This window comes from Dysgonomonas sp. 216 (assembly GCF_010501065.1).
GTDB lineage: Bacteria > Bacteroidota > Bacteroidia > Bacteroidales > Dysgonomonadaceae > QVMM01.
Map to the genome: position 1 here is coordinate 13,684 of NZ_QVMM01000012.1, position 19,550 is coordinate 33,233.

The following is a 19,550-nucleotide window of genomic DNA, read 5'->3' on the forward strand; positions in this document are numbered from 1 at the left end:
TATTATTTTTATACTTAGAGAAGAGAGTTCTTTTATTTCTTTATGAAATTTGATGATTTACCATCTATATTAATAATGTAATACCCTGTTGGTATATCCTGTATATTTACATTATTATCGGTTGTGTTGATGTTTATTAATTCACGACCAAGCATATCGCTTATCGTAACGTTTAAATTACTGCCCGATAAGTTGCTGAAGTAGATGATTTCGGAAGCAGGATTTGGATAAATGGTTAAATTGTTGCTACCTGTTTCATTGGGGTTTATTGAGCTACCACCACTCTTTTGCTTATTAATAACCATCCATACAGCTGTTTCTTTCGATGGCGAAAATGTGTTACTTTGCTCGTATTGTCTGAAAAACTGTGCGTCGGTTTCGGTTAACTTGCGTGCCCTTAAATACGAACCGCGTTCGTCGTTTGATGTTTGTACATAAGCAAAAAACAGAGGATCGGTATATACCGAGCTATCCCATGTTACTTTAGCCAGCTGAGATGATGTAAATGTATAACCAACTTCATTTTCAGCAGTCATCCCAACCGTAATTGGTTGTCCGTTTATAGTTCCTGTACCTTGTTCTATAGCAAAATAGCTAATATCTTCTGTCGAGGTTGTATATGTTTGGGCTGCTTCTTTTTTTACAATTAAATCGAAGCCTGTAGTTGTAACGTTTTTAATTCTTGCAGTTGTTGCAGTTGCCGATCGGTTCGATGTAACAGATACAAATACAGCGGGTTTGCTCGAAAAGGTTTCGCTAAAGTTAATCGTAACCCATTCTCCTTTTGCAGTAGTGTTTCCTGCTTCAGCTTTTAATCCTCCAAAATCGTATTTTCCGGGGGCTAATAGCAGATAAGATAAGCTTTCTTCTTTTGATATAGAGCTGGCATTTGTATATGCCCAAGGTTCGAATCTCAAATCTAATTTGCGGCTGTTTAGGTTTTTAATGCGGTTTACCATCGCTGTATTATTGGCAAAGGTAGGAGTTCCTAATATTGCAACAGGATTAATGCGGACAAATTGCTTCCCGAAACTAAGCGTAGTCCAATCCAGAGTGGAAGTTGAATATTTCCCCAATTGGATATCTTCGTCTGGTGTTAAAATGTAAGAACACTCAATGCTATAGTCCGAGTAGTCTTTGCCTTTACCTTTGTATCTTAAGCGATAGGATGTCTTACCTTCCTTCGTTTGGTCTACAGCAAATTCGAATTTTGTTTGAGTTAAGTTTACAATAGAATCTATAACAGCAAATTCGCCACCTTCTTCTTTCTTCTCAACAAGAATAGCTGAGGCAAGGCCCCCGTTCTCGTTCGAACCTACATTAATTGTATAGGTCGATTGGTCGGACGAGAGTAATGCCGAAGTAACGTTTGGTGCTACGTATTTCCACGGAAGTGGCGTGAATACCTTGTTTGGGTTATATGCTTTAACTGCTTTGAAATTTTTCATCATTTCGCCGGCAGGAGTCAATGTAGTGTTATTTTTATCAGTGTCTATCATATAACGTTTCCATTCAACCCAATTATATACAGCATGTCTTTCAACAAACGAAACCGTATCCAACATATTGAAGAATGCTGTCATATCGCTTTTCTGTTTAGCTTGTTGTTCCGATGCACTTGAAGGCCAGCTCTCTGAAGTCCAGTTAGCCCCGTTGTTCCACTCTGTAATCCATATAGGTCTTCCGGTTCTGTCGTGTATTCCTTTTAAGAAGTTATAAAAGTTCTGTGGAGTTTGTCCTCCTCTGTAAAAGTGTACGGCAATAAAGTCGATACGATAGTTCAAAGCATCACATTTATCTACAAATTCGTATAGATAATTCAACCCTCCGTCTGTTGGAGCTATTGATCCTATACGTAATCCCGACTTCATCAGGTTAGGCCATAATGATACACATTGGTCTACTGTCATATTAGAACCTCCTCCGGCTACGTCCTGATTAGGTTCGTTGAAACCGAGTACGTGAGTCGAATTTTCGCGCGAATTGATGGTCTCCCAACCTGCCCAGTTTGCATTATGTCTCATAGGTATATATTCTGCGTCCAGATAGCTTGTATTTCCTGCGGCATCCCAGTTATAGTACCATGTAGCCTGAATTGTGTTTAATTGTTCGGCATTACTTCCATTCCATCCTTTTTTGGTAGGCCATTTCCATTTAAATGTGCGGATAAACATAACGGATTGGTCTAAAAGATCGGGCATTTCGCTCAACTCAAGATCCTCTTCGTCGGCAATAAACACTTGGCTGTAACCTGTTCCATCTGTATTTGTGGCAAAGGTTGCCATATATCCTTTTCTTAGCTTAAATGAGCGTATTGATTTATTCATATCGCCCAATCCTTTATAGAATGTTAAGATGTTGTATTTTTGCGAGTTCCCTCCAAAATTCTTTTCGTCGAAAACTTCAAGAGGCTGAAAATCTTTAGAGTGAGGTATAACTACAGCCCCATTAAGATACATTTCTACCCGTACGTTTGTGTTTAGTACAGCTTGTTGCGTTCCTACATATATATAACTAAGGTAACTTGCTACAACCTGGCTAGGACGCAAAGCTTCGAAGTATATCCATGAGTTCTCGGTTTCGAGGTATACCTTACTGTTATTTGTTAGGGGGGTAGCCGATGTTAAATGTAGCTCCGAATTGTCGCTAATAGTTACGGTTGTTTCCGAATAAGAAGCAGCTGTTTGCTTTCCGGTTATTGTAACTTCATTTGCTTTTAGTGTTCCACAAAAAAGGACAAAAAAAGCAACTAAAATGTAATAGTTCTTCATGCTTTATGTAATTAAATGATACTAGTGAGACTTTATTTACAAAGTAATGGATTTTTCTTTTACTAAAAGTTGAAAAATGGCTCATTAATAGATTAGAAATTGTTCATAATCGTTTTTTGATTTATTGTGTCTTTTAAAGTTTCGATTCTTGTTATATATTTGATAATTGTTATACGCTGTAGCTGCAAAAGTCTATCAGAAGTACTTTAGAAGGGTGGAGATGGTTAAAAATAAGCGATTGATTTATTTTTCCCCTAGTTTGGTTTATTTTTTCCCTAGGCGTTATTTTAAATGGCTTTATTTTGCAATTGATGCAGTGTGTTGTTGTGCATTGTTAAAAGCAGTATTAATTAATTATTAATTGTATCATGAAAAAAATTCTATCACTTTTTTCTTGTGCATTACTCTCCTCGGGGTTGTTTGCACAAACATTGACAGTCAATAAGACATTCGATCCGGTTGACGATCAGGTTTATTTAATTAAGAGCCAGTCTACGGATAAAGGGCGTAATAATTCGTATTTAATAGAAACAGAAACAGCAGAAGGTAAAGTTCTTCAAATAACTAATATGACCACAGCTGAGGCAACAGCTAACGAGGCTGCTCAGTGGATTATTAAATATGAAGAAGCAAAAGGGTACACTATTCAAAACAAAAATACAGGAAATTTATTCCAGTATAATGGACCGGAAGTTTTGGCTGACGAATCGTTGAAGTATACAGGGAAAAATAAAATAGCTCCGGCTGTTGAGCCTGCAGCTATGGATACTTCTTACTATTTCGAGCTTTTAAAATCTAATGCCGTATTTAAATTAGGTAACAAAGAGTTCCCGTTCCAAACTCAAGGCTATTTGGTGCGTGCTCCTTATTCTCCATCAACATCAACAAAACCACAGTGTTTGGATGCATGGGATGCTGAAGAAGCAGGCGTGACTTGGGGAATAGGAACATGGACTTTTGATAGCAATTCTAAAGTTAACCATATTTGGTGGTTTGTGACTCCGGAAGAGGCTGCACTGTTTGATGCCGCTTTAGTTGTTGGAGATGGTTTTGCTTTCATCCCTGAAGGCGATGGCGTTTATTATATAAAATCGCATGATGAGGCAAAAGGTCGTAACACTCACTTTATGGTAGATGCAGACGATAGCGACACTATTAGTTTTGTGGCTATGAGCAATGCAGAAGTTAAACTGAATGATAATGCTAAATGGAAAATATCTATGGATTATACTACCGGTTACGAACTAAAGAATGTTGCAACAGGTAGAAGTATTAGATATGAAGGAAATTATGAAGCTACAGACGCAGCTGAATATAGAGGTGCGAATTTCTTTAAACTAGGAGATAAAAGTGCAGATAGCGAACCAGAGCGTTATGCTATTTCGGTAAAAGCCAGACTAGCTGAAGTATTCATCGGATTGAAAGATGCTGATGGAAATGTTGTAGAGTCGATTAAATCGTTTACAATGCAACCATATACATTAATTGCAACTAATTCTGTTGGTAATCAGGCTATGGACTTGTATGGAACAGCAAATGTTCCGGATACTTGGAAAATGGGATCGTATGACGACTGGGGTGGTGTTAACCAAAACTGGTGGCTTGTTCAGGACCAAGATCTTACGGCTTACGAAGATGCTAAAGCAGAGACTGTGTTTACTCCGAAAGAAATGACTAAATATCGTTTCAGACCTCGCAATTTCACTACTACAGTTCCAGAAGAATTAGGAATGACACAAGAGGAATTTGAAGAAGAAAAATTGAACTGCCGCTTAACTGATGCTGGAGGTTCTGTATTTATGACTAAGTTTGAAAAGGATGAAGTAGCTCAAATGTGGGAATTTGAAGAAGCTGGCGATGGATATTATTATATAGTTAACTCAGACACTTATCAGTTTATGGCTGTGCAGAAATGGGAAACTAGTGTAGATGACGAAAGATACAATTTGAGTTTGAATGCGTTAACTACTAATAACTGGAGCGATTATATGGTGCAATTTATGAGCTTGAAACTCTTGTTTGTTGAATATCTCCAAAATGAAAACGGAAATTATGAAAAAGCATATGCTATATTAAATGATAACGTAACAGATGGAGTTCAAAGTACAACAAACTTCTTGGTTGATGTATGGACAGAGCCTTATGCTGACAATCAGGTTGGAACATATTCGCAATGGAAAGTGCCTGCTGGTCCTGCTCAAACTTTTGTAATACGTGAAGTTGCTGAAGATGGTAGCGAAATTGTACCTGACATAACTTCAATCGAAGATGTTACAGTATCGGGTTCTGATGTGAAAGTATATGGTGCTAACGGTAGTATTATCGTAAATTCAGAATATCCTGTTACTACTACAGTTTACACAATGACCGGTATGTTTGTAAAACAAACTAAAGATTCATCGATTCCTGTTGCGTCAGGATTCTACATTGCAAAGGTGGGTAATACTGCTTTTAAAGTATACGTAAAATAATTTGAAAATGAAGAAAAACAGGTACTGGTTACTGAGATTTTCAGTACCTGTTTTTTCTATAATTATATTTGTTTTTAACGGCCTAACAACCATTGAACACACTGTGACTATTCACAACAGGCTTTTGAGAAAAGGCAAACTTCAATTTACAGAAAAAACCTTACAATTATAAATTAAAACCACATAATGAATACACTGAAAAAGTATATACAAAAATATATTGCCATGTTAATAATGGCAGTAGTGTTATTCTCAAGTTGTGATGATGAATATAAATATTTGAACGAACTGCCGAATTGGTTGGGCGACAATATTTATGCCACATTAGAAAACGATTCTCGGTTCACAACTTATGTAAAGATGCTCAACAGGATGGACGAATCATATGTTGATGTATTAAAGAAAACCGGTAGCCGTACATTATTTGTACCTACCGATAGTGCTTTTAATGCGTTTTTTAATGACAATCCGGACGGATATACAAGCGTTGACGATATGCCTACGTCAGTAATAAAAACTTACCTTACTTATTATACACTGAAAGGGGCATTTGTAACATCTAATTTAGGTACATCAGAGAATTATATTCGAGGAAACTGTTTAAGACGTTACACAACATATTTGAGAACTGATGATATAGCGTTGGAAACCAATTTGCCAAATAGTTCTTATTTCGACAAGTATAGAGAAAAGGGAATGTATATTTCGACACATGGAGAAAGAACTATTCTAAATTTCACTCAAGAATATTTTGATAAAAATGAGGTGAAAAATGACGATTTCAATTTCTTTTATCCCGAAGCTAATAGAAAAGCAGGTGATGCATTTATTTTCGGAGCTAGAATTATAGATGGGGATATAACAACTCAGAATGGATACATACATGCTTTGGATAAGGTTGTGATGCCTCCAATGACGATGTACGATTATATAAGGAATGATGACAACTTGTCTGTGTTCCGCAACTTATTAGAACGTTTTTGTGAACCAATATATGATCCTGAGGCAACAGCGGCATTACGAGCCAGTAATCCGGCTATTCAGGATTCGGTATTTTATATCAGCTTTTTTGATAACGACAGAACTATTATCGATGAATATGGAAACGAAGTGACTGTTTCTAAAATTGCATTTTCTCCGGCGGCAAACGATGGCGGTACCACATCAACAAATATAGGAAAAACGCCTTCAAATATGCCGGCTATGCTTATCCCTACTAACGAAGCGATGATTTCGTATTTAGAAGACAGTTTCTTGGCAGATTATGGAACGTGGGAGGATGTACCTGATGATATTGCTGCAAAATTTGTCAATACTCATATGAAATTGTCTTTTCTTAATACTTTACCATCTAATGTAGAGTCATTTATAGATGATGTAAAGGGAGACTCTATTCACTTAACAAAAGACAATTTGTTGGATGGTAAAATATGTAGAAATGGAGCTCTGTTTACAATAAATACAATTGTTGGGCCACGCGATTTTGTTACTGTTGTGTCGCCTCTTTATAAAAATCCTAATTTAAGGGTTTTGAATTGGTTAATAAATGAGAGCTACAATAACAAGCTGTTGAAGTTCAACTATTATTTAACATCGTTAGAAAATAAGTTTACCCTTATACTACCTGTAGACGAAAGCTTTGAAGATTATGTTGATCCTTATCCATATACAATGATGGGTGCCAATGTAAAAGCTATGTTACGTTTTAGATATTACGAAAACCTTAAAGGTGTAAATTATATTTATCTTAATATGGCAGGCGACTCAATTGGGCGTCCATCTACTCCTGTGTATACAAATTCGAATAATTCGACATATAAAACATTACGAAACAGACTTAAAGATGTTCTTGATTATCATATTGTTGTTGGAGAGATCGAAGACGATCAGGATTATGTTCAGACTAAAGGAGGTGCTTTTATTAAAATAGATCGTACCGGTGGACAAATCAGATTCCAAGGTGCCGGCGATATTGAAAATGGTGATTATGTAGAGGTGTTGGAGAAATATGACATATCTAACAACATAAAAAACGGAACCGTTTATATTGTGAACAAGAGAATAGAGCATACCTTAAAATCGGTTTATGCATATGGAGTTGAGGCTACAAATGCATCAACATTTTTTGACATGATGGCTCAGTATAACGATCCGGATCAAATATTTACTTTCTCTGATGAGAAGATAACATTTGCAGCTTCGGTGAAAGAAAGAAAACAAACTGAATTTGTTCCACCAATATTTGAGAATAGCGATGGGGTTGATTATGTAATACCTTTCTTGGGATTATATAATTATACATTGTTTGCTCCTTCAAATGCCGCCATGTCTAAGGCTTTGAGCGACGGTTTATATAAGTCTATTTCTGACATTGAGGATATTACTGATGATGGAGAGAAAATGCGCGAAATAAAACGAAACATTCTGTTCCTGAAGAAACATTTCTTTGATGGAGGAGTATTTACTTCGAAATTTTATCAATCGGCTTTCGAAACTTATAATTGGCCTGTAACATTTACAACTTCTGCTAAAGATACGCTTACAAATCGTTTCTATAATATGCAAGTTGATTTGGCAGGAAATCAATTACTATTGAAGGATATGGATGGAAATAACATTGCGGAAACTATGAATGGCTATACCGATGTTATGACCCGTCAGTACAAGTTTCTAGATTCGGGGATAGGAAGTAATTCAAGAATTGTAATTCATATGATTAATGAAGCGTTACCTCTTAATTAATATAATACTATAACATGATAATACGAGATAATTTTTTAAGAAAAGCGACTACTTTTATTATTGCTTTTTTTGCTCTGACTGTTTTTTATACTACGGCTCAGAACGAGATAATAGTAAGAGGTAAGGTGACATCAGCTACCGATGGCGAAGAATTAATATCGGTAACTGTGAGTGAGATTGACAAAAATAACCGTGTAATTGGAGGTACGTTGACTAACTTGGAAGGAGACTATGTTATAAAAGTAAAAAGTGAGGATAGTAAACTTACATTTAACTACATAGGATTTTCTAAACGAGAAGTGAAAGTTGGAAAACAGAGGACAATTAACATGTCGTTGAAGGAAGAAAATCAATTGACTGAAGTTATTGTTACAGCTCGTCAAACAACGAATACCGGTTCCATGAATATTCCTACACGTGAGATTTCTACAGCAATGCAAAAAATCAATACGAAGGAGTTTGAAGGAATACAAGTTTCGTCGATAGAAGATGCATTACAGGGACGTATTAGTGGATTGGATATTGTTTCCAACTCTTCGTCTCCGGGTAGTGGTATGTCTATGCGTATCAGGGGAACTTCAACTATTAATAATAATGCTCAACCACTTATTGTTGTTAATGGTGTGCCTTACGAAACAACGATAAGTAACGACTTCGATTTTACGGCTGCAAGGGAAGAACAGTATGCGGATCTTCTGAATGTGAATCCGGATGATATCTTAGAGATTGTTGTATTAAAGGATGCTGCATCTACAGCTATCTGGGGATCGAGAGGTGCAAACGGGGTATTACAAATTACCACTAAAAAGGGTGCCAGAGGAAAACCCCGTATTCAATATTCTTATCGTGTTACTACAGCATGGATGCCCGAAGGGATACCATTATTAAACGGAGATGAGTATACTATGATGATGAAGGAAGCTATGCTTAATTCAAAACTTCGTCCTGGCGATTCGGATATACCCGAATATAGTTATATAAATGATGGTACGGCTTTCTACTGGAATTATAATAATAATACCGATTGGGTTGACGAGATTAAACAAACATCGTGGAAACACGATCATAATGTTTCAATAGCAGGAGGAGGCGAGCGTGGAGATTATCGTATATCGTTCGGTTATTTAACAGAAGATGGAATTATTAAGGGACAAGGACTAAACCGTTTCACAAATCGATCAAATATCAGGTATAAGATGTCCGACAGGTTATATTTCACAACAGAAGTAGCCTACACATATAGCGATAACGATAGAAACTATGTATATGATGGAAAAGAGGTGTTGGATTATGCCCTAAGGAAAATGCCGAATGTACCAGTATATGCCCGCGACGAAAATGGTAATAGTACAGGAGCTTATTTCAATATAGACAGAAGTAACTCAAACTTATTAGCAGCGCAAAGGGATATGATAAATCCTGTAGCTTTGGTAAATTTAGCAAAGTATAATGTGAAAACATATCGTGTAGTTCCTGACTTTGAATTACAGTTTGATATTTTAGATCCGGAAAAAAGCTTGCTAAGATTCAGGTCAAAAGTGTCGATTGACGTAAACACAGTAAAAACTACAGCTTTCTTACCAAAAGAAGTTTCGGGAGCACATTATACCGCAACAGAGATAAACTCGTCTACAACAGGTGATGATACCTCTAACAATATAAACCTGAATAACAACATAACATGGCAACCTCGTTTACCCGAAGGGCATTCATTCATGTTGTATGGTTCTGTTCAAACTTATATTGGAAAAGGGTATTCTCAAAGTTTCAAATCCAATAGAGCTCCTTCTTCCAATATGGAGTCTGTTGGTGGTGGATTCCTTGAAGAGTCGAAGTCTTACTCGTGGGAATCGAGAAACTATGGTATAGTTGCTACAGCTCACTATGCTTATAAAGAAAAGTATATAATAGACCCCGTTTTAAGACGTGATGTTAGTTCTCGTTTTGGAAAAGGAAACAGGGTAGCTTATTTTCCCGGAGTTTCGGCAAAATGGATTATTTCGGATGAAAAATTCATGGATAGTTTTAAGTTCTTAGATATGTTAGCAATACGCCCGAGTTGGGGCGTGTCAGGAAATGCACCTAGCAGCGATTACCTGTATTTCAGCAAATATCAGTATTACGATGGTAATTATATGGATATGCCTGCAATTTATCAATCGAACGTACAGTTGAATAATTTGAAATGGGAAAAAACAACACAATACAACTTAGGTTTTGACTTAGAATTGTTTGGAGGAAAGATAATTGCCGATGCAAACGTTTATCATAAAAGAACAGAAGACTTGTTGTTTAAGAATATAAAAATTCCAACTTCGACAGGATTCTCAACATTGGCTTATATGAATGTTGGAACAATGGATAACGATGGATGGGAATTTAATATGCGTGCGCCAAACTTTATTAAGGCCGGAGATTTTTCGATGGATTTCAACTTTAACTTGTCGAATTACAAAAACCGTATACAGGAACTCTCTGATAAAATAGATTTAACATCGGGTAATATGTTGAATAATGGAGATTATCTGAGGAAGATTGTTATTGGAAATGCCTTAGGTTCGTTCTATGGTTATCGTTATAAAGGTGTATATCAATATAACGATTACATTGAGGGTGTTCAGGAAAATGCACCTGTGGCTCGCGATGCTAATGGCAATGTTATTTACGATAAATATGGAAAGCCTAAGCCAATGATGTTTAACTACGCAGGTTCGACAGAATATGAGTTTAAAGGAGGAGATGCTATATATGAAGACATAAATAATGACGGAGTTATTAACGAATTGGATGTTGTATATCTGGGTAATGCTAATCCATTGCTGAATGGAGGTTTTGGCTTTATGTTAAAATACAAGAACCTGTCAGTGAATACATTCTTCCACTTCAGATATGGTAATGATATTGTAAATCAGGCCAGAATGTATTTGGAAAATATGCATGGCAGTGATAACCAGAGTAAAGCGGTAAACTGGCGTTGGCGTAAAGATGGCGATGTGACTGATATGCCAAGAGCATTATATAATGTGGGGTATAACTGGCTAGGTTCGGACAGATATGTGGAAGATGGTTCTTTTTTAAGGTTTAAATATCTTACAGTAAATTATGCAGCACCAAAAGCTTGGATAAAGCGTTTTGGATTAACCGATCTTAAATTTTACTGTACGATGAATAATATCGCAATATGGACAAATTACACAGGAGTTGATCCTGAAATTGGATATGCTGCATCAAAGGATGATCCGTTTCGAATTGGTTATGACTCATCTAAAACGCCCAGAAGTAAGGATGTTACTTTTGGTGTAACAATTGGATTTTAATTCATTTAGAGATTTAAGTTAATATGAAAAATATAAGATTAACAAACATTATAATCTGTTTCTTTGCAATAGCTGCTGGCCTATCATCGTGTTCTGATGATTGGTTGGATACAAGGCCAAAGGATATGATAGTTTATGAAGATTTCTGGAAAACCAGAGAAGATCTGAATGATGCTATTGCTGGCTGTTACAGGTCGGCTATTGACGATTGGAAAGTAGATAACCCTACATGGTATAAAGGAGCTGTAGGTTTAATGATTCTTTGGGGTGAACTACGTGCCGATAATTTGACAACAGGGGGAGGTATTACTACAGATGAATCGCGGGTAATGACGTGCAATATTTCATACTCGAACCGATTAGCTTCATGGTCGCCGATTTATACAGTAATAAATAACTGTAATATATTTCTCGATAATGCCGATTTGGTACTAAATCATGTAGAAGATATGTCGCAAGCAGAAGTAGATGCTTATAAGGCAGAAGCTTTGGCTTTACGTTCGCTTATGTATTTTTATTTGGTTCGCACCTATAAAGAAGTTCCGTTGCGATTGAAAGGCTTCAGAACAAATGATGATGAAACAGATGTGCCCAAAGTGTCGGAAGCTTCTGTTATTACACAACTAATAACCGATTTGGAATGGGCTTACGATAAGGCATATAACTCTTATGATAATAATAGTTCATACGACTATGACAAAGGACGGTTTACAAAAACATCGGTAGCTGCTTTGCAAGCCGATGTGTATTTGTGGGCTGAAATGTATCCCGAATGCGAAGAAGCTTGTAACAGAGTTCTTGCTAATAAAACAATTAAATTATATAATTCATCACTTGATCATTGGATTTTTCCAGTTTTTAAAACCGGAAATTCAACAGAAAGTATCTTCGAGTTTCAGTATGGGTCTTCGAGCGAAGGAAAGGTAAATAATGTTTTATTCGAAAGCTATGGCTCGAATAGAAGAACAGAACATTTTAGAGCTCCTCTGGAAGATAATACAGGCTGGTCGTTAAATGCAATTTTTACAATAAACGAAGCTGTAGATGATGCCGATATAAGGCAACTCTATTCCTACTCTTCCAGTTTGTCATCGGTTACAGGGTCTGCATCTATCAATAAATTTGTAAGCAGTGAAACCACCAGAGCTAATTGGGTTTTGTACCGTTTACCCGAAATTTATTTTATGAAAGCAGAGGCTTTGGTTATGCAGAACTTTGATGAAAATAAAGAAGAGGCTTTAGAATTGGTAAATAAAATATTTATGCGCTCGCATCCTACATTTCTGGAAATTCAAAAATTGAAAATTGAGAATTACAATACTCAACAGAGTTTCTTAGACTTGATTTTGCTCGAAAAACAAAAAGAATTTTTGTTCGAAGGCAAGCGCTGGTTCGATTTACTACGCACATCAAGACGCGATGCTAATCCAATGCGGGTATTCAATGATTTTGTACTTCGTAATATTCCAATCGAATATAGATCTTTGGCCGAGTCGAAATTTAAAAGCGAATGGGCTAGATATATGCCAATACCCGAAGAAGAGATGAAGACAAATACAAAAATGATTCAGAATCCGTTCTACGAAACGTCATCTACAATAGTAATAAACTAAATAATTGTTTTATGGAAAAAAAACATTTTAAATATATACTCATTTTAATGTTAGCTATTGTCGGGCTAGTTTCTTCATGTAGAGATGATGTTGGCGATAATATCTATACAGCGAAAGGTAAAACTGTAGCGCAATATATCAGAGAAGAGCCCGAAACGTTTTCGATGTTTTATGAAATACTACAGAAAACAGGAATGGAGGGTTTACTCGATTCGTATGGTTTGTATACTTGCTTTGCCCCTAATAATAATGCTATTATTGCATATGTAGATAGTTCGGAGTATGCAACTCTTGATGAGATTCCGGTTGATACATTAAAAAATATGGTGTTATATCAGATAATAGAAGGGGATTCAATTTTTACGGCAAATATGGTTGGCGACCGATTGTCTACTTCTAATATGGCCGGCGATGATCTTATCTGTAAAATAGAATCGGGGGTTAGTGCTACGTACATAATAAATGGAAGCTCTAAAATTTTAGAAAGAGACCTGGAAGCCACCAATGGGGTTATACATGTTATTGATGCTGTTATAAAACGAGATAGGGATAATACAGCCGAGAAAATTAACAACGAAGAGTATGAGGGGCGCTATAGTATTTTTTACGAAGCACTTGTACAAACCGGCATAGCAAGTCAGTTGACCAAATATCTCGATTCGCAAGAGTTTTCGTACGAGAGGGTTACTGATAAAGCAATAATTGTTATACCTCGTTATTATAAATATACCCTTTTTGTAGAAAGCAATGAGGTTTATGAAAATGAAGGAATTTACAATTTCGAAGATCTGAAGCGAAGATATGACGACGGAAAAGGAGATATAACAAGCCCTACAAATGGATTGTACCGATTTGTGGCATATCACTGTCTTGACCGTATTTATGATGAAACGGATATGAATTTCTTTGTAAAACAAGACGGGTATGAGATTGTAGAAACAATGTGTGAAAATACATTGTTACAAATGGGAAATTTTACAGGAAGAATGCATTTGAACAGATTTATTGAAAATGGAGTTGTTATTAACGAAGGAGCTGCATTTACTACCGACAATTCCCGCAAGAACATTATGTCGAACAATGGTATGATTCACGAAATAGAGAGTATACTTGAAATTCCGGATCAGGTTCGTTATTTCAATAAAAAAATGCGATTTAATGTTGCCAGTTTTTTACCAGAGCTAATGAATGGAAATTTCAGAGGAAAAGTAAGACGTGAATTCCCTCGTGTATTTGAAAATTCGGAACAGTATTTCAAGAATCTCACTATGAGAGGAGAGGGGGGGTATGTAATTCCTGTATATGATTACAATACTTATTGGATAAGACATCAGTATGACGAAATTTTAATTGGTATGGGATATGTTGCTAATGAGCAATGTACTGATTTAACAGTTTTTTCGTCGACTCGCTACGATGTAACCCTTACTTTGCCTCCTATTCCGCCGGGGAAATGGGAAATTCGATTCGGATTTACATCGAACCAGTATCGTGGAATGGCTCAATTATATTTTGATGGTGTGCCATCGGGGGTTCCTTTAAATTTAGGGCCGGGCGAAGACTATGGTACTTCAGGAATGGACGAAGAAACGGCTCGTAAAGTTATGTATAATAATAGCTTTATGCCTTTCCCCTCGAATATAACAAATGAGTCGGGAACCGCGGCAACGTATACAACAACCGACCGAATGAGAAGAATTATTGGTATCTATGATTTCTCTGAAATGAAGAAACACACACTTCGATTTAAAACAGTCGAACCCGGTCAGTTATCACTCAACTTCGTAGAGTGGATTCCGGTAGATCAAATAGAGAATGAAGGAACAGACTGATAATAAGGAAATCATTAAATATACATTCAGATTAATAATATGAAGAAATATAATTATATAATAATCCCCATCTTAATGGTTGCTTTACAGGTTTTTACAGCCTGTAATGATGAATGGGATGACCATTATGACAATAATGCAGAAGTTAATGGATCTGACTTGTTGACTACAATGAAGTCATATCCGCAACTGAGTAAGTTTGTGAAAATGGTAGAAATCAGCGGATTGGAGAAACGGTTAGGAGGACTGGATACATACACTGTATGGGCTCCTGATGATGATGCTTTGGCTGGTGTGTCGTTAGACAATTTAACAACAGAAGATTCGGCTAATATTAAGTCTATTGTAACTAATCATATTGCATATGCACTTTATTCAACATCTCCTATCGAGGTACAAGCAGCCCGTATTCCAATGGTCAATGGTAAATATATTGCTTTTGATAAACATGGAGCCGGTAACTATACTTTTGGAGACATATCTCTTTTAAACAATCATGTAAATAAGATATGTACAAATGGAGTTTTGCATATAATTGACGGAAGGGTTCCTTACTTAAAAAATATTTGGGAAAATATTCAGTCCAACAATAATCTTACTATGATGTTTGATTATGTGAACCGTTTTGACTCTACTTATATGGATAAAAACCGGAGCGACTTTTTAGGGTACGATTCGGATGGTAATAAATTGTATGATACCGTATGGGTTGTTCAGAATAATTTATTGAAAAAATTGGGACAATTGTATTCCGAAGACAGTATTTATACATGTATTGCTCCAACAAATGAGGCGTATCAGCTTAAATATGAGGAATATCTTTCGTATTTTAAATCGAACGGAGGACCAACAGGTAAGCTGGATGCCGATTCGGTAACAGATGCTCGGGCTAACAGGGCTATTCTGAATGCGATGATCTACCGAAAAGATTATAATACGCTTTTAGCTCAGGATTCTATCTTATCAAGCGGAGGTTTTTATTTTCATAACCCAGCTAATATACTTAACGGCGAACAGGTTACAACCAGTAATGGTACTTTGCTGATAACAGACAATTTGAATCTTGATATTCGTAATACATATTATAAGCCTCGTATATATAATCCTGAGTACTTTTCCATAGACAGGGAAGAACATTACGTTGAGTTAGGTAATATTTCAACAGGTTTTCCATCCAACGAGTGGGCATCGGTTATTAATTATGGTTATGTGAAAATTAGCCAGATGCAATCTACTCTTTACCCCAGATATGATATTTATTTTGGCGAGAACAAAGTCGTTTCGGCAAAATACGATATTTATTGCAGAATTGTACCTGCTATAGCAGAAGATGTTTCGCTGGTAGGAGAAAAAGCCTTAATAGATTTTGCTTTGGTATATAGAAGTGGAACATCTTTGAAAACAATAACTCTAATGACAGCACATGAGACTGATCCTGAAAATATGGAAACATTATTGGTTGGAAGGGGTGTAGAGCTACCCTCTTTTGACGGAAAGGTTGGACTTCGTACATCTCTAAACCGTCGGTCTAAAGCACCTGACTATGCGGGTTCATTCAGGATTGATTGTATCTATTTAATTCCAAGTGAAGACTAATAAATAATCTAATAAGCGGAAAAATATGTTTTTTAAAAATAAACGAAATATAGTATCCGGATTCACTCTACTGTTTCTCGGTTTCTCTTTTGCTTCTTCTGCATGGGCTCAGGATGCCGATACCACCTCGGTTCAAGCAAAAAGCAGTGTAATAAGAAAATCGGATTCGGAGATACAAGTAAGTGGTAAGGTTATTAATGCAGCAACAAAAGACCCTGTAAATGCTGCCGAACTAGAAGTTGAAGGTTATGCATCGGCCATAACTAACGAAGACGGATCATTCAGTATTAAAGTTCCTTTTGCAACAGAAGTATTAAAGGTTAAAGCTTGGGGCTTTCATACCAAAGAAATTGCTGTGAAAGGACGCTCTCAGATTGATATAGAGCTGATAAGTAGTGTATTTACTTCGATACATGAAAAGGGTACAGGCATTGCCGGTAAGGGTGAAAACATTAATTCTCCTTTTTCTAATTCATATATGAAAGAATTTTATCCGGTAACAACTACTTCGTTAGAAGAGAGGATGCAATTCGAGTTGGGCGAAATTCGCTCAATTACACGTTCTGGTTCGGCCGGAATGGGGGCGAATATGTTTATCCGGGGGTATAACTCTATAACAGGAGTTTCTCAACCTTTAATTGTTATAGATGGTATTCCGTATGAGACTTTACTGGATAGAGGATCGATAATATCGGGCAACTATATCAATGCTTTGGCCAACATTGATGTCGAGGACATTGAAGATATGTCAGTAATTAAGGACGGGTATGCCCTTTATGGAGTGAAGGGTGCTAACGGGGTAATTAGTATTACAACAAAGAGAGCAAAAGAAATACCTTCGAAGATAACTTTTACATCATCGTGGGGTGTAAATCTTTCACCTAAAAAAATTCCGGTATTAAATAATAAGGAGTATAGATCTTATCTGACAGAACAACTGGTAAATGTAGGGTATTCGTCTCAGAAAATTAACGATTTACCTTATATGAATGATGATCCCTCAAAATCGACTTATTACAAGTATCATAATAATACAGATTGGCAAGACGAGGTGTATAGAGATGCGATGACTCAGAATTATCATATCCATGTTACGGGAGGAGATGATATTGCGAAATATGCAATTTCTTTGGGGTATATGGATGCTCAGAATACAATAGAAGAATCGAGTTTTAACAGGTTTAACACCCGTTTTAATGGAGATTTAGCTCTTACACAAGATTTGCTACTATCGTTAGGTGTTGCATATAGCCAAACTAATAAGTATTTGATGGACGATGGTGTTTCTGAACGTACTTCTCCAACATATATATCGTTAATAAAATCGCCTTTGGTATCTCCATATATTATCGGGCGTAACGGGCATGTATCTTCTGCGCTGGAAAGTGTTGATACTTGGGGGCGCAGTAACCCTATTGCATTAATCGAAAGGGGTACGGGAGAAAACAATCAATACAGGCTTAATCTGAATGCAAAATTGGCTTATGACCTAAGTTCGGATTTGAAACTTAGTGGAGTGTTTGCATACGACTTTGATAAGCTAAAAGAAACTTTTTCTTTAGCCAGCGGGGGGCTCTCTCTTATAGAACTAAGAAATGATAAAGAGGGAAAGAATCTATCGTCAAGTAATGTTACTCAATTTCAAAGTATATACGGAGGGCTCTCGGCCGAATACCGAAAAGTATTTAACTATATACATAAAATTGATGCAAGTGTTGGATTACGTTACCAGTCGAATACATTTGAAGGTATAGGCGGATATGGGCATAACTCTCCAAATAACAAGATATATTTATCGAATGATCTTTTGGATAGGGTACTTAATTCTTACAAAGAGAATTGGAAATGGGCTTCGGCTTATATAACAGCTAATTATGCATTAAGGAATAAATATATTTTATCGGGAAGCATAAGCCGCGATGGAACATCCAGAGCAGGAAAAGACGAAAGATATGGTGTATTTCCATCTGTGGGTGCCATGTGGAAACTTTCTTCGGAAAGTTTTATGGAGTCTTTCGACTTTCTCAATTTGTTTCAGTTAAGAGCTAGCCTTGGTGTTGTTGGAAGCGATGACTTTGGTGGTGCCAGAACTGTTCAATCGTTTGGTGCGGCACCTTATCTGAATTATATGGGACTAACTATTAATAGTTTGAATAATAAAGACCTGAAATGGGAAACAACTACTAAAACAAATTTAGGATTAGATTTCTCTATGTTTAATGATCGTGTGTCTGTTTCGGCCGATGTATATAATAATAAAACTAAAGATTTGCTTACACTGCAAACAACATCATCAACAGCCGGTTCGCAATCGTCGATACTTGTTAATGGTGGAGAGTTGGAGAATAAGGGTTTTGAGTTGGCTCTGAATGTTCGGGTAATCGACACGCGTGATTTCAAAATGAATGCAAGGGCTTCTTTTGCTAAATATAAGAACAAGGTAACTGTATTAACATCTGATAAGGATATACTGACAAGTTATGCTGGAGCAACAGTTCTAACCAAAGTTGGACAACCTATAGGTGTGTTTTACGGACTTAAAACGAAAGGAGTGTTTGCTACAACGCAAGACGCTTTGGATGCAGACCTGAAAACCTATTATAATAACACGGATATCTATTCGTTCGAAGCCGGAGATATACATTTTGAAGATGTAAACCGAGACGGTTATATAGACGAAGAGGATAATCAGGTTATTGGCGATCCTAATCCTGATTTTTATGGATCTTTTGCTTTAAACTTTACATATAAGGCATTCGATTTAGGCTTTGTATTTAGCGGAGTATATGGTAACGATGTTTATAACTATCAACGGGCAAATATCGAGTCGATGACTGGCTTTAACAACCAGTCGACTTCTGTGCTTAACCGTTGGAGAGGTGAAGGACATGTAACAAATATGCCAAGAGCGACCTATGACGATGTACGAGGCAACTCGCGGTTTTCGGATAGATGGATTGAAGATGGTTCTTTCTTACGGTTGAAAAATGTAACTCTTTCGTGGACTTCGCCTAAAAAGATACCTTTTATTGATGGATTAACTGTTTTTGCTTCTGCTAATAATGTGTTTACAATTACTAAATATTTAGGGTCCGATCCTGAATTTAGCAGTTCTAGTTTGCCTGTTTTACAAGGTATTGACACTGGACTGTTGTCGCAAGGTCGATCTTTTATGGCAGGAATTAAAATCAATCTATAATTTATTGAC

At 36.6% G+C, this 19,550-nt stretch carries 8 protein-coding genes; 7 read left to right on the forward strand and 1 reads right to left on the reverse strand.

Features of this window, described 5'->3' with window-relative positions:
* Nucleotides 1-32 precede the first annotated feature (32 nt).
* A complete protein-coding gene (locus D0T53_RS08485) occupies nucleotides 33-2,771 on the reverse strand; it encodes a glycosyl hydrolase (protein ID WP_163266832.1) in 2,739 nt (912 codons plus the stop codon).
* 368 nt (nucleotides 2,772-3,139) lie between these two features.
* On the opposite strand from D0T53_RS08485, the gene D0T53_RS08490 reads away from it, so the two are divergent.
* The 7 genes from D0T53_RS08490 to D0T53_RS08520 all read left to right on the forward strand — a co-directional run bounded on the left by D0T53_RS08490 (nucleotide 3,140) and on the right by D0T53_RS08520 (nucleotide 19,541).
* Nucleotides 3,140-5,242, forward strand: coding sequence for an RICIN domain-containing protein (locus tag D0T53_RS08490; RefSeq protein WP_163266834.1), 2,103 nt, complete (start codon nucleotides 3,140-3,142; stop codon nucleotides 5,240-5,242).
* A 186-nt stretch (nucleotides 5,243-5,428) separates the two neighbouring features.
* Nucleotides 5,429-7,984, forward strand: coding sequence for a fasciclin domain-containing protein (locus D0T53_RS08495; protein WP_163266836.1), 2,556 nt, complete (start codon nucleotides 5,429-5,431; stop codon nucleotides 7,982-7,984).
* A 14-nt stretch (nucleotides 7,985-7,998) separates the two neighbouring features.
* The gene (locus D0T53_RS08500; RefSeq protein ID WP_163266838.1) at nucleotides 7,999-11,301 is read left to right on the forward strand and encodes a SusC/RagA family TonB-linked outer membrane protein; all 3,303 of its coding nucleotides are present in this window, start codon (nucleotides 7,999-8,001) and stop codon (nucleotides 11,299-11,301) included.
* Nucleotides 11,302-11,324: 23 nt separating this feature from the next.
* A complete protein-coding gene (locus tag D0T53_RS08505; protein ID WP_163266840.1) occupies nucleotides 11,325-12,914 on the forward strand; it encodes a RagB/SusD family nutrient uptake outer membrane protein in 1,590 nt (529 codons plus the stop codon).
* 11 nt (nucleotides 12,915-12,925) lie between these two features.
* Nucleotides 12,926-14,746, forward strand: coding sequence for a fasciclin domain-containing protein (locus D0T53_RS08510; protein ID WP_163266842.1), 1,821 nt, complete (start codon nucleotides 12,926-12,928; stop codon nucleotides 14,744-14,746).
* Between the two features lie 39 nt (nucleotides 14,747-14,785).
* Nucleotides 14,786-16,342, forward strand: a complete 1,557-nt coding sequence (locus D0T53_RS08515) for a fasciclin domain-containing protein (RefSeq protein WP_163266844.1) — start codon at nucleotides 14,786-14,788, stop codon at nucleotides 16,340-16,342.
* A 25-nt stretch (nucleotides 16,343-16,367) separates the two neighbouring features.
* A complete protein-coding gene (locus D0T53_RS08520; RefSeq protein WP_163266846.1) occupies nucleotides 16,368-19,541 on the forward strand; it encodes a SusC/RagA family TonB-linked outer membrane protein in 3,174 nt (1,057 codons plus the stop codon).
* The last annotated feature ends 9 nt before the right edge of the window (nucleotides 19,542-19,550 follow it).